12 protein-coding genes are annotated in these 12365 nt (G+C 73.2%); 5 read left to right on the top strand and 7 right to left on the bottom strand.

What is annotated here, in order from left to right:
• Nucleotides 1-4: 4 nt before the first annotated feature.
• From IE312_RS28490 to IE312_RS28475, 4 genes are all read right to left on the bottom strand, one after another.
• A complete protein-coding gene (locus IE312_RS28490; RefSeq protein ID WP_189985168.1) occupies nt 5-409 on the bottom strand; it encodes an ectoine synthase in 405 nt (134 codons plus the stop codon).
• A 22-nt stretch (nt 410-431) separates the two neighbouring features.
• On the bottom strand, nt 432-1703 hold the full coding sequence (ectB, locus tag IE312_RS28485) for a diaminobutyrate--2-oxoglutarate transaminase (protein ID WP_189985167.1): 1272 nt from the start codon (nt 1701-1703) through the stop codon (nt 432-434).
• A 13-nt stretch (nt 1704-1716) separates the two neighbouring features.
• Nucleotides 1717-2235, bottom strand: coding sequence for a diaminobutyrate acetyltransferase (ectA, locus tag IE312_RS28480; RefSeq protein WP_189985166.1), 519 nt, complete (start codon nt 2233-2235; stop codon nt 1717-1719).
• A 358-nt stretch (nt 2236-2593) separates the two neighbouring features.
• Nucleotides 2594-3694: a pyridoxal-phosphate-dependent aminotransferase family protein gene (locus tag IE312_RS28475; protein ID WP_189985165.1), complete on the bottom strand. Its 1101-nt coding sequence runs from the start codon at nt 3692-3694 to the stop codon at nt 2594-2596.
• Nucleotides 3695-3832: 138 nt separating this feature from the next.
• Here IE312_RS28475 and IE312_RS28470 point away from each other — a divergent pair, with 138 nt between their 5' ends.
• The 5 genes from IE312_RS28470 to IE312_RS28450 all read left to right on the top strand — a co-directional run bounded on the left by IE312_RS28470 (nt 3833) and on the right by IE312_RS28450 (nt 8446).
• Nucleotides 3833-4681 carry a transporter substrate-binding domain-containing protein gene (locus IE312_RS28470; protein WP_189985164.1) on the top strand — a complete coding sequence of 283 codons (849 nt, stop codon included), beginning with the start codon at nt 3833-3835 and terminating at the stop codon, nt 4679-4681.
• Nucleotides 4678-5511: an amino acid ABC transporter permease gene (locus IE312_RS28465; RefSeq protein WP_189985163.1), complete on the top strand. Its 834-nt coding sequence runs from the start codon at nt 4678-4680 to the stop codon at nt 5509-5511. Before IE312_RS28470 ends, IE312_RS28465 begins: the two co-directional genes overlap by 4 nt.
• Nucleotides 5508-6302: an amino acid ABC transporter ATP-binding protein gene (locus IE312_RS28460; RefSeq protein WP_189985162.1), complete on the top strand. Its 795-nt coding sequence runs from the start codon at nt 5508-5510 to the stop codon at nt 6300-6302. The genes IE312_RS28465 and IE312_RS28460 overlap by 4 nt, the downstream gene beginning before the upstream one ends.
• Nucleotides 6303-6320: 18 nt before the next feature.
• The gene (locus IE312_RS28455; RefSeq protein ID WP_189985161.1) at nt 6321-7412 is read left to right on the top strand and encodes an amidohydrolase family protein; all 1092 of its coding nucleotides are present in this window, start codon (nt 6321-6323) and stop codon (nt 7410-7412) included.
• A gap of 143 nt (nt 7413-7555) precedes the next feature.
• Nucleotides 7556-8446 carry an SCO1860 family LAETG-anchored protein gene (locus tag IE312_RS28450; RefSeq protein WP_189985160.1) on the top strand — a complete coding sequence of 297 codons (891 nt, stop codon included), beginning with the start codon at nt 7556-7558 and terminating at the stop codon, nt 8444-8446.
• Between the two features lie 255 nt (nt 8447-8701).
• Here the strand turns inward: IE312_RS28450 and cobC are convergent, their stop codons facing one another.
• The 3 genes from cobC to cobJ all read right to left on the bottom strand — a co-directional run.
• The gene (gene cobC, locus IE312_RS28445; protein WP_189985159.1) at nt 8702-9775 is read right to left on the bottom strand and encodes an Rv2231c family histidinol phosphate aminotransferase CobC; all 1074 of its coding nucleotides are present in this window, start codon (nt 9773-9775) and stop codon (nt 8702-8704) included.
• Nucleotides 9765-10685 carry a sirohydrochlorin chelatase gene (locus IE312_RS28440; RefSeq protein WP_189985158.1) on the bottom strand — a complete coding sequence of 307 codons (921 nt, stop codon included), beginning with the start codon at nt 10683-10685 and terminating at the stop codon, nt 9765-9767. Before IE312_RS28440 ends, cobC begins: the two co-directional genes overlap by 11 nt.
• Nucleotides 10686-10743: 58 nt before the next feature.
• Nucleotides 10744-12365 (bottom strand): precorrin-3B C(17)-methyltransferase (gene cobJ / locus IE312_RS28435; protein ID WP_229900533.1); only part of this gene is annotated, 1622 nt, incomplete at its 5' end.

Genomic DNA, 12365 nt, shown 5'->3' with positions numbered 1-12365 from the left:
TGCGTCACACCTCCTCGGGCTCGGTGAGCAGCGGGTAGACGCCGTTCTCGTCGTGGTCCTCCCGGCCGGTGACCGGCGGGTTGAAGACGCAGATGCAGTGGAAGTCCTCCTTGACGCGCAGCGTGTGCCGCTCGTGCCCGTCGAGGAGGTACATGGTGCCGGGGGTGATGGTGTAGGTCTTCCCGGCCTCGTGGTCGGTGAGTTCGGCTTCGCCCTGGGTGCAGACGACGGCCTCGATGTGGTTGGCGTACCACATCGACGTCTCCGTCCCGGCGTAGAGAATCGTTTCGTGCAGGGAGAAGCCGACCCGCTCCTGGGCGAGGACGATCCGCTTGCTCTCCCAGGTGCCGGACTTGGCCCTGACGTGCCGGTCGGTGCCTTCGACGTCCTTGAAGGATCGGACGATCATGGGGTGCGCTTCCTCCTTGCTGTCAGGCGGTTTCCCGGACGGCCCGGGCCAGGACGCTCAGGCCCTCGTCCAGCTCGTCGGGGGTGATGGTGAGGGCGGGCAGCAGCTTGACGACCTCGCTCTCGGGGCCGGACGTCTCGATGAGCAGTCCGAGCTCGAAGGCGCGGCGCGCCACCCGCGAGGCCCGCTCCTTGTCGCGGAACTCCAGGCCCCACACGAGACCGCGTCCGCGGTACTCCTTCACGTCGGCGAGGTTCTCCTCGGTGATGGAGATGAGGGCCTGTTCGACCTGTTCGCCCCGCGTGCGGGTCTGCTTCTCCATGGCGGAGCCGTCGGTCCAGTAGGTCTCGAGCGCGGCGGTGGCGGTGACGAAGGCGGGGTTGTTGCCGCGGAAGGTGCCGTTGTGCTCGCCCGGCTCCCACACGTCCAGCTCGGGCCGGAACAGGCACAGCGACATCGGCAGCCCGTAACCGCTGATCGACTTCGACACGGTGACGATGTCCGGGGTGATCCCGGCCTCCTCGAAGGAGAAGAAGGCACCGGTACGGCCGCAGCCCATCTGGATGTCGTCGACGATCAGCAGCATGTCCTGCCGCTCGCACAGCTCCTTGAGCGCGCGCAGCCACTCCGGGCGGGCGACGTTGATGCCGCCCTCGCCCTGCACCGTCTCCACGATCACCGCGGCCGGCCGGTTCAGACCCGACCCCTGGTCCTCCAGCAGCCGCTCGAACCAGAGGAAGTCCGGGACGGTGCCGTCGAAGTAGTTGTCGAACGGCATCGGCGTGCCGTGCACCAGCGGGACCCCGGCACCGGCCCGCTTGAACGCGTTGCCGGTCACGGCCAGCGATCCCAGCGACATGCCGTGGAAGGCGTTGGTGAACGACACGATCGCCTCGCGCCCCTTCACCTTCCGCGCCAGCTTCAGCGCCGACTCCACCGCGTTGGTGCCCGTCGGGCCCGGGAACATGACCTTGTACGGCAGGTCGCGCGGGCGCAGCACCAGGTCCTGGAAGGCCCGCAGGAACGACCGCTTCGCCGTGGTCGACATGTCCAGGCCGTGCGTGACGCCGTCACGCTCCAGGTAGTCGATCAACGCCCGTTTCAGCACGGGGTTGTTGTGACCGTAGTTGAGCGAGCCGGCACCGGCGAAGAAGTCGAGGTACGCATGACCGTCCTCGTCGTACATCCGGCTGCCCTGGGCGCGGTCGAAGACGGTGGGCCAGCCACGGCAGTAGCTGCGCACCTCGGACTCCAGGGTCTCGAAGACGCTCAGGTCGGGCTGGGTGATGGTCACGGTGAATCGCTCCTCAGTGGGCGGTGAAGTCGGTCAGCGGGCCGATGCGGTACAGGACTTCGGGGTCGTGCGGGCCGTCCGGGAACAGGTCGGCGGGCAGGAGCACCTCACGGGTGACCCCGGCGCCGTGCCGCTCGGCGAACGAGGTGAACAGCCGCTCGGAGGCGGTGTTGCCGGGTGTGATGGTGGTCTCCACCTCGGTGATGCCGTGCTCGGCGGCGAGCCGGGCGGTCAGTCCGTCCAGCAGCCGGGCGGCGATGCCCAGGCCCTGGTGCCCGGGGTCGACGGCCACCTGCCAGATGAACAGGGTGTGGGGGCGGCCCGGCCGCAGGTATCCGGTGACGAAGCCGACCGGCTCCCCGTCCGCACCGCGTGCCACCACCGAGGTGCCGGCGAAGTCCCGGCACCACAGCAGATAGCTGTAGGAGGAGTTCAGGTCGAGGGTTTTGGAGTCCTTGGCGAGACGCCAGAGCGCGGGTCCGTCGGTCGTCGCCGGTCGTTCGATGAGCAGGTCTGCTGGTGCGGCAGTCATGCGGCACGAATTTAGCGAGGCGAATTAGAAAATGCACGGGAGTGGTTCACCGGGTCGCGCAGCGGCTCGGCGGTATGCCCGATATGACCCACGAAAAATCGGTACAAATAGGTCGCGCTGTGGACCCTGTCACATCACGGAAACCATCGGAAACCTGCCGATGAACTTCGCTGTTTAGCTCTGCAAAAACCGGGCAGAAGAAGACGGGAAGCTATCGTCCGCGGAATGCGAGCGGAATAGGCGGAGATTGTGAAAGTAATTGGAATTCGAGATGTGAAAACGGCCCGCGCGGTGTGCGCGAGCCGTTTTCCGTATGACGCGGGGTGAGGGCGGAGCGCCCGTCACCGCCAGGCGCCCGTCACCGCCAGGCGCCCGCCGCGGCCCGGCGGGCGGCGGCCGGGTCCGCCGGCAGGCCCAGCTCCGCGAGGGCCGCGCCCAGGGCGTCCAGCGCGCGGTGGACCGCGTCCCCGGTCGCGTCGGGGCCGTAGTGGTTGACCCGGATCATCTCCTTGGCCAGGGCGCCGCCCCCGGCCGCCAGCGGCAGCCCCGGGTCCGCCGCCAGCGCGCGGGCCACCAGGTCCGAGGCCGCCGCCGCGGACGGCGCCCGCAGCGTCGTGGCGACCGGGGCCGCGTGCCGCTCCTCGTGCACGTACGGCTCCAGGCCGGCGCCCAGCGCCACCGCGCCGGCCCGCGTGGCCAGCGCGGCGCGCCGGTGCCGGGCCATCACGGTCTCCAGGCCCGCCGACTCGATCCGCTCCAGGCACGCCTCCAGCGCCAGCATCTCCAGCTGGGCCGGGGCGTGCGGCAGTGCCTTGCGCCCGGCGTCGGTCCAGCGCTCCTTCCAGTCCAGCAGGGACAGGTAGGAGCGGCGCGGGGCGTTCGGGTTGGCGGCCATCCGGGCCCACGCCCGCTCGCTCACCGAGATCGCCGACACCCCGGCCGGGCCGCCCATCGCCTTCTGCGCCCCGATCACGCACAGGTCCACGCCCCAGGCGTCCGGCAGCACCGGCTCCGCACCCACGGAGGCCACCGCGTCCAGGTAGAAGAGGGCGCCCTGCGCCCGTACCGCCTCGCCGATCTCCGCGACCGGATTGGTGTTGCCGGTCGCCGCCTCCGCGTGCACCAGCGACACGAAGTCGATGTCCGGGTGCTCGGCGAAGGCCTCCCGGACCTGCTCGGCGCTCACCGCCGTGTGGAAGGGGACGGAGAGGTCGTGCACCGTGGCGCCGGCGTCGCGCAGCCACCCGCCGAAGGTCTGGCCGTACGGGCCCGTGATCACGTTCAGCGCCACCGTGCCCGGACCGGCCGCCGCGCGGATCGCCCCCTCCAGCGGCAGCAGAGCCTCGCCCTGCGTGATCAGGACGTCCTGCCGCGTGTCCAGCAACCGGGCCACGCCGTCCTCGATGGCGGCGAAACGCTCGGCGGTGAGCGGGGGCAGGTCGAGGAAGGGGTGGGTCACGGCGGTGCTCTCTTCGCTCGGGGAGGTCGACTCCACCGATCCTAGGCGGAAAGCCCTCGTAACCATCGGTTTGATTTGAGAGACTCAAACCCTTCCTTATAATCGGAAGCCATAGTTCCCCCACAGGAGATCTCCCCCATGAAAACGCTCGCAGGGCGCCGGACCCGCATCCTGGCCGCCACCACCGCGACCGCCGCACTCGTGCTCGTCGCGGCCGGCTGCTCCTCCAGCGACTCGGGGAGCGGCAAGACCACCGTCAAGGGCGTCCACCTCGCCAAGGCCGGTCAGCTGACCACCTGCACCCACCTGCCCTACCCGCCGTTCCAGTCCGAGGTGAACGGCAAGGTGCAGGGCTTCGACGTCTCCCTCATCGACCTCGTGGCCAAGAACCTCGGCGTCAAGCAGCAGATCCTCGACACGCCCTTCGAGAACTTCAAGACCGGTGCCTTCCTCAACTCGGGCGAGTGCGACCTGGCCGCCGCCGGCATGACCATCACCGCCGAGCGCAAGAAGAACGTCGACTTCTCCGACCCGTACTTCGAGGCCACCCAGGCCGTCCTGGTCGACAAGAACAGCGGCATCGGCTCGCTCGCCGACGTCAAGGCCAAGGGCAAGAAGCTCGGCGCCCAGGCGCAGACCACCGGCGAGGACTACGTCAAGGGCAAGGGCTACGACCCGATCTCCTTCGAGTCCTCCGACGCCGTCCTCAACGGCCTGCGCACCGGCCAGGTCCAGGCCGTCGTCATCGACTACCCGGTCGTCCAGGGCTGGCTGAAGGACAAGGCCAACGCGGACAAGTTCAAGGTCGTCGACAACCTCAAGACCGGTGAGCAATACGGCTTCACCGTCAAGAAGGGCAACAAGGCGCTGCTCGACGCCATCGACAAGGCCCTCAAGGACGCCAAGACCGACGGCACCTACAAGAAGATCTACGAGAAGTGGATCGGCCCGTACACCCCGTCCGTGGCCTCCCCCGCCGCCTCATGAGCGATACCGACGTACGACTGCAACCGAGGAAGAAGGGCCTGACCCGGCGGCAGAAGCGCGGCATCTCGCGGGGCGTGCAGTACGCCGTCTTCGCCGCCGCCGTGATCGCCTTCGCGGTCACGGCCGACTGGGGCCGGCTGCGGAACCAGTTCGCCCAGGCGGACATCGCCCGGCAGATGTTCCCGGACGTCATCACGCTGGCGCTGAAGAACACCGTGCTCTACACGCTGTCCGGCTTCGTCGTCGGGCTCGTCCTCGGCATGGTCATCGCGCTGATGCGGCTGTCCTCGGTGGGCCCGTACCGCTGGCTGGCCGGCGTCTACATCGAGATCTTCCGCGGTCTGCCCGCCCTGCTGATCTTCATCTTTGTCGGCGTGGCCGTCCCGCTCGCCTTCCCCGGCACGGAGATCCCGGGCGGCACCTACGGCAAGGTAGCCATCGCGCTCGGCCTGGTCTCGGCCGCCTACATGGCCGAGACCATCCGGGCCGGCATCCAGGCGGTGCCCAAGGGGCAGACGGAGGCGGCCCGTTCGCTCGGCTTCTCGCCGGCCCGGGCCATGGTCTCCATCATCGTCCCGCAGGCCTTCCGGATCATCCTGCCGCCGCTCACCAACGAACTCGTCCTGCTCTTCAAGGACTCCTCGCTGGTGCTGTTCCTCGGCGTCACCCTGGAGGAGCGGGAACTGTCCAAGTTCGGCCGCGACCTCGCCAGTACGACCGCCAACTCCACGCCGATCCTGGTCGCGGGCCTGTGCTACCTGCTGGTCACCATCCCGCTCAGCTTCGTCGTGCGCCGTATGGAAGCCAAGGCCAGGGAGGCGATCCGGTGAGCCGTCCGGAGATCGAGGTCCGCGGACTGCACAAGTCCTTCGGCGACAACGAGGTGCTGCGCGGCATCGACCTGGAGATCGGCCAGGGCGAGGTCGTCTGCGTCATCGGCCCCTCCGGCTCCGGCAAGTCGACGCTGCTGCGCTGCGTGAACCTGCTGGAGGAGCCCACCCGGGGCCAGGTCTTCGTCGGCGGCACCGAGGTGACCGACCCCGACGTCGACATCGACGCCGTACGCCGCCGCATCGGCATGGTCTTCCAGCAGTTCAACCTCTTCCCCCACCTGAACGTCACCGAGAACCTCACGCTGCCGCAGCGCCGGGTGCTCGGGCGGGACAAGGCCACGGCCGCGCGCGTCGCCGCCGAGAACCTCGCCCGCGTCGGCCTTTCCGAGAAGGCGGACGCCTACCCGGCCTCGCTCTCCGGCGGCCAGCAGCAGCGCGTCGCCATCGCCCGCGCGCTCGCCATGGGCCCCGAGGTGATGCTCTTCGACGAGCCGACCTCCGCGCTCGACCCGGAGCTGGTCGGCGACGTGCTGGCCGTCATGCGCCGGCTCGCCGAGGAGGGCATGACGATGATGGTCGTCACCCACGAGATGACCTTCGCGCGCGAGGTCGCCGACCGGGTCGTCTTCATGGACGGCGGCGTGATCGTCGAGGACGGCCGTCCCGACCGGGTGATCGGCGACCCCCGGCACGAGCGCACCCGGCACTTCCTGTCCCGGCTGCTCGACCCGGCGATGGCCGAGGTGGAGGAGGAAACCTCCGACCAGGTGGGGAAGTCCGGGACGTAGGCCGTTAGGGTGCGGTGCATGAGCGATGGCGCCGTGCTGCACGTGAAGGGCCGGGTCCTGGCGGGGCCGGACGACGTCCGCGACGAGCTGTGGGTCGTCGGCGGCCGGATCTCCTACGACCGCCCCGCCGGCGCCCGGGACGTGCGGACCGTCACGGGCTGGGCGCTGCCCGGCCTGGTCGACGCGCACTGCCACGTCGGCCTCGACGCGCACGGCCCCGTCGACGCGGGCACCGCCGAGAAGCAGGCCCTCACCGACCGGGACGCGGGCACCCTGCTGATCCGCGACGCGGGCTCCCCCTCCGACACCCGCTGGATCGACGACCGGGACGACCTCCCGAAGATCATCCGGGCCGGCCGGCACATCGCCCGCACCCGGCGCTACATCCGCAACTACGCCTGGGAGGTCGAGCCGGAGGACCTGGTCGCCTACGTCCGCCAGGAGGCCCGGCGCGGCGACGGCTGGGTGAAGCTGGTCGGCGACTGGATCGACCGCGACCTCGGCGACCTCGCCCCCTGCTGGCCGCGCGAGGCGGTGGAGGCGGCGATCGCCGAGGCCCACCGGCTCGGCGCCCGCGTCACCGCCCACTGCTTCGCCGAGAACTCCCTGCGCGACCTGGTCGAGGCGGGCATCGACTGCATCGAGCACGCGACCGGCCTCACCGAGGACCTGATCCCGCTGTTCGCCCGTCGGGGCGTCGCGATCGTCCCCACCCTCGTCAACATCGCCACCTTCCCCCGGCTCGCCGACGGCGGCGAAGAGAAGTTCCCGCGCTGGTCCGCGCACATGCGCCGGCTGCACGAGCGGCGCTACGACACCGTCCGCGCCGCCTACGACGCCGGCATCCCGGTCTTCGTCGGCACGGACGCCGGCGGCTCGCTCGCCCACGGCCTGGTCGCCGGGGAGGTCGCCGAACTGGTCACCGCCGGCCTCCCGCCGGCCGACGCGCTCGCCGCCACCACCTGGGCCGCCCGCCGCTGGCTCGGCCGGCCCGGCCTGGAGGAGGGTGCCCCGGCCGACCTCGTCGTGTACGAGGCCGATCCCCGGGCCGACGTACGGGTGCTGGCGGCGCCGCGACGGGTCGTGCTGAACGGACGCGTCGTCGAGTAGGCGGACCCGTGCGAGCGCCCCTTCGCATGGCCGTGCGGGAAATCCACGTTCGGGTGAAGTAACCCCGGAAGGCTGACCGTTCACCCACACCGGGGACAAGGTTGACGGGTCCCAAGCAGGTTCCGTCTGGGGGTCCCACCGCCTTGAACAGCAACAACTTCCGCATGCCCGCGCGCCGTCTCGCCGCGCTCACGACGGTCACCGCCCTCACCGCGGCGCCCGCGGTCCTGGGCGCGGGCGCCGCGCACGCGAGCGGCGACCACGGTCGCGCCTCCGCCGTCGTCCTGCGCACCGGGCTCGACGTGTCCCTGCTCGACAAGACCGCGCACGTCCCGCTCGCGGTCTCCCTCGACGAGGTCCGGGCCCCGCGCAGCGCCGACCGCACCGCGCTGTCCGCCCGGCTCGACGGCGTGAACGGCGGCAGGCCGTTCACCGTCCTCGACGCGGACGCCGCCGAGGCCAGGGCCACGGTGACCGGACGGCGGGCCGAGGGCTCGGTCCGGGTCGCCCACGCCCGGCTGCACCTGCCCGGCCTGCCCCTGCTGTCGCTGATCGAGGCCGACACGGTCACCGCCCGGGCCACCTGCGAGACCGGCGAGGCCCCCACCGCCGCCGCGAACGTCCTCGGCACCGTCACGGTCCTCGGCAAGCGCGTCACCCTCACCGCCGGCGGCCCGGCCGAGGTGAAGGTGCCCGGTGTCGGCGAGGTCCGCCTCGACCTGTCCCAGCGGCGCACCACGACCCGGACGGCCGCCGCGACCGCCCTCGAACTGAAGGTGTCCGTCAACCCCGCGAAGCTCGACGTGGCGCGGATCGAGGGCACGGTCACCCTGGCCGGGGCCAGCTGCGAGGCACCGGTGGCCAGGCCGACCGGCAAGCCGGTGCCGGGCCACGACCCGGCAGGCCCCCGCCCCCAGGGCGGCCTCGCGCAGACCGGCGGCGACCCGGCGACCCCGTACGTCGCGGGCGGCGCGCTGGCCCTGCTGCTGGCGGGCGGGGGAGCGGTGACGGTCGCCCGACGCAGAAGGAACTGAAAGCCGCCGGCCCCCCGGCCGCGGCCGTCGCCCCGGGCGGGGAGCGGCCCGCGGCCCGCGCGCCCGGTGGCCGCCCACCTGGACTACCGGCCCGGCCGGGGCCCGGCGTACCCGGACGCCCCGGCGCCGAGCGGCCGGCCGTCCCGCCACGCGCCGCGGCAGTCCGGGACCGCCGACCCGTCCCGCTCGTTCACCGCGTGCGGCCCGGCCCGTTCGTTCACGGGTGCGGGGCGGGGTGCCGGCCGCCGGCCGGTCTCAGCCGGAGGGATCCAGCGCGGCGGACAGGGCCCGCAGGAAGCCGTTCACCGTCGCCCGGTCCCGCACGGCGACCCGCACCCAGTCCTCCCCGAGCCCCGGGAACGTGTCCCCCCGCCGCACCGCGTAGCCGAGCGCCCGCAGCCGTCGCCGTACGCCCGCCGCGTCCGGCATCCGGACCAGCACGAAGGGGCCCTCGGCCGGCTCCACCACCCGCACCCCGCGCGCGGCGAACGCGGCCAGCCCGGTCACCAGGTGCGCCCGGTCCCCGGCGATGCGGTGCGCCGCGTGCCCCGCCTCGGCCAGTGCCCGCGGCGCCACGCAGGCCCGCGCGGCGACCAGCGCCGGCGTGGACACCGGCCACAGCGGCTGCGCCCGCTCCAGCTCGGCGATGATCCCCGGGGCGGCCAGCACGTACCCGACGCGCAGCCCGGCCAGTCCCCAGGTCTTGGTGAGGCTGCGCAGCACGACGAGCCCCGGCACCCCGGTCCGGCCGGCCAGCGCCTCCCGCTCACCCGGCACCGCGTCCATGAACGCCTCGTCCACCACCAGCGTCCGCCCCGGCCGGGCGAGCCGGACCACCGTCTCCGCGGGGTGCAGCACGGACGTCGGATTGGTGGGGTTGCCGACCACCACCAGGTCCGCGTCCTCCGGCACCGCCGCCGGGTCCAGCCGGAAGCCCTCCTCCTCCCGCAGCAGCACCCGGTCCACGGTGTGCCCGGCGTCCCGCAGCGCGGCCTCCGGCTCCGTGAACTGCGGGTGCACCACGACCGGCCGGCGCACCTCCAGCGCCCGGGCGAGCAGCACGAACGCCTCCGCCGCACCCGCCGTCAGCAGCACCCGCTCCACCGGCAGTCCGTGCCGCGCCGCCACCGCCGCCCGCGCGGCCCGCCCGTCCGGGTAGGCCGCGAGGGACGACAGCGAGCCGGCGATCTCCTCGCGGAGCCACACCGGAGGCGTGTCCGCACGGACGTTGACGGCGAGGTCGGTCAACGCGGCGCCGTCGTCCCGTACTTCGGCGTCCCCGTGGTGGCGCAGGTCGTGCCCGGTCCCGCCGGCCGTCTCAGTGCGCATGGCTGTGCGAGTGCCCCCCGTGGTGGTGGTGCCCGTGCCCGTGGTGGTGGTCGTCGTCGTCGTCCGGGTGGAAGTGCGGCTGCTGCGGCAGGCCCACCTTGTCCTCGAAGCCCGGCAGCGCGATCCGGTACACGCAGGAGTCGCAGTTCATCCGCAGATCACCCTTGACGGCCTCCTCGTACCGCTCCATCACCAGGTCCAGCAGCTCCGGCTCGGGCCCGATGACGTCGGCGGAGCGCACGTCGGCCGCCGGGTGCGCGGCGGCCCACTCCTCGGTCTGCCGCCGCACCCGGTCCGGGAGGATCCCGGTGAACAGGAAGTAGGGGAGGACGACGATCCGCCGCGCGCCCAGCGCCGTGCACCGGTCCAGGCCGCTCGGCACGTCCGGGGCCGCCAGCGACACGAACGCCGTCTCGACCCCGGCGTACCCGCGGCCCTCCCACAGCAGCCGGGCCGCCTTGTGCACCTCCGCGTTCGCGTCGGGGTCGGTCGAACCGCGCCCGACCAGCAGCACGGTGACCTCCGAGCGGTCCGTGCCGCCCAGCACCTCGTCCAGGCGCCGCTCCAGCACGCTCAGCAGCGCCGGGTGCGGACCCAGCGGGCGGCCGTAGGTGTAGGAGATGCCCGGGTGCCGCTCCTTCTCCCGGGCCAGCGCGGCCGGGATGTCACCCTTGGCGTGCCCGGCGGACACCAGCATCAGCGGCACCGCGGCGAACCGGCGCACGCCCTGCTCGACCAGCTCGGTGACGGCCTCGCCCAGCGGCGGCGGGGACAGTTCGATGAAGCCGCCGGCGACGGGCAGCCCGGGGTGGCGGCGCCCCAGCTCCCGGACGAAGTCGCGGAACGCCTCGGCGCCGGCGTCGTCACGGGTGCCGTGTCCGGCGATGAGCAGGGCGGGCGGGGTGGTCACGAGATCTCCTGAGGACGAGACGGACGGATGGGGGACAGGGGAGCGGGGAGGGGCCGGGTCACCGGGTCCCCTCCCGGGTGCTCTCCTGCCAGCGGTAGCCGCGCGGGGTGACCATGCGCCCCGCGACGGTGCGGGTCGCGGTGTTGCCCACGGTGACGACCGTCATCATGTCGACGGTCGCCGGGTCGAGTCCGGCGAGCGTGGTGACCCGGCTGGACTCGTCCGGCCGGGAGGCGTTGCGGACGACGCCGACGGGGGTGGCCGGCGCACGGTGCCCGGCGAGGATCGCGAGGGCCTTGGGCAGCTGCCAGTCGCGGCCCCGCGAGCGCGGGTTGTAGAACGTGACGACGAGGTCCGCCTCGGCCGCCGCGCGCACCCGGCGCTCGATGACCTCCCACGGCGTGTGCAGGTCGGACAGGCTGATGGACACGTGGTCGTGGCCCAGCGGCGCGCCCAGCACCGCCCCGGCGGCCAGCGCGGCCGTCACCCCGGGCACCCCGACCACGTCGATGTCGTCGGACGCCTCGGCGAGCGCCGGGGAGGCCATGGCGTACACGCCCGCGTCCCCGCTGCCGATCAGCGCCACCGCCTGCCCCCTGCGGGCCTCCGCGACCGCCGTACGGGCCCGCTCCTCCTCCGCGCCGAGCCCCGACTCCAGCACCCGGGTGCCCGGCCGCAGCAGGTCGCGGATCTGGTCCACGTACTGGTCGAGCCCGACCAGGACCGAGGCCCGCCGCAGTTCGGCCGCCGCCCGCGGGGTGAGCAGGTCCCGGGCGCCCGGCCCGAGCCCGACCACGGCGAGCCGCCCGCGCGCCGGCCGCCGTACCACGGCACAGGTCGCCATCGCCGGCTGCCCGTCGGCCCGCTCGGACTTCCGCTTGGGCACGAGGAGTTCACCGCCGCGCGCCAGGGCGGCGGCCTCGGCGACGGACGGGGTGCCGACGGCCGCGAGCGGCGCCGCCGACGGGTTCGGCACCGCCACGCCCGCCAGTTCCCCGGCCGGATACGTCACCAGGGGGACGCCGAGCCGCTCGGCGGCGGCCACGAGACCGGGCTCGTCCGCCTTGGCGTCCACGGTGGCCAGCTCGCCGACCGACCGCGGCGACAGCCCCGCCTCCCGCAGCGCCGCCTCGACCAGGGCGAGGACCTCCTCGGCCGGCGCGCCCTTCGACGCGCCCACCCCGACCACCAGCGACGGCGGCCGGAGCAGCACCTCCCGCTCGCCGGGCGGCACGGCCCGGTCGGTGAGCCGGATCGTGTACGGCCCCTGCGGCGCGAGCGGCAGCGGCGGCAGCGGCCACGCCACCTCCGCCTCCAGCGCGACCGGTTCACCGTCCAGCAGGGCCCGGGAGACCTCGGCGACCGCACCCTCGTAGGGCAGCCCGAGGGTGTCCAGACCCGGCAGTCCGGCGGAGTCCGTCGCCGTCGTCACCACCGGCTCGGCGCCCAGCACCTCCCCGACCTCGCGGGCGAGTTCGTTGGCGCCGCCGCCGTGCCCGCCGACCAGCGACACCGCGAAGCGGCCCGCCTCGTCCACGCAGACCACACCGGGGTCGGCCGCCTTGTCACCGAGCAGCGGCGCGAGCAGCCGCACCACCGCGCCGGTGGCCAGGAAGCACACCAGCTGCTCGCACTCGGCGAACGCGGTCCGCACGGCCTCCCCGACGGGACCCTCGTACA

It is taken from the genome of Streptomyces capoamus (assembly GCF_014654935.1).
Lineage (GTDB): Bacteria > Actinomycetota > Actinomycetes > Streptomycetales > Streptomycetaceae > Streptomyces > Streptomyces capoamus.
This window is presented reverse-complemented; position numbering and strand designations above follow the sequence as displayed.

What these genes read in the sequence shown, in the direction of transcription:
- cobC (WP_189985159.1), bottom strand. Translation starts at nt 9,775, where the DNA reads ATGCGCACTGAGACGGCCGGCGGGACCGGGCACGACCTGCGCCACCAC.
- IE312_RS28465 (WP_189985163.1), top strand. Translation starts at nt 4,678, where the DNA reads ATGAGCGATACCGACGTACGACTGCAACCGAGGAAGAAGGGCCTGACC.
- IE312_RS28470 (WP_189985164.1), top strand. Translation starts at nt 3,833, where the DNA reads ATGAAAACGCTCGCAGGGCGCCGGACCCGCATCCTGGCCGCCACCACC.
- IE312_RS28455 (WP_189985161.1), top strand. Translation starts at nt 6,321, where the DNA reads ATGAGCGATGGCGCCGTGCTGCACGTGAAGGGCCGGGTCCTGGCGGGG.
- IE312_RS28490 (WP_189985168.1), bottom strand. Translation starts at nt 409, where the DNA reads ATGATCGTCCGATCCTTCAAGGACGTCGAAGGCACCGACCGGCACGTC.
- ectA (WP_189985166.1), bottom strand. Translation starts at nt 2,235, where the DNA reads ATGACTGCCGCACCAGCAGACCTGCTCATCGAACGACCGGCGACGACC.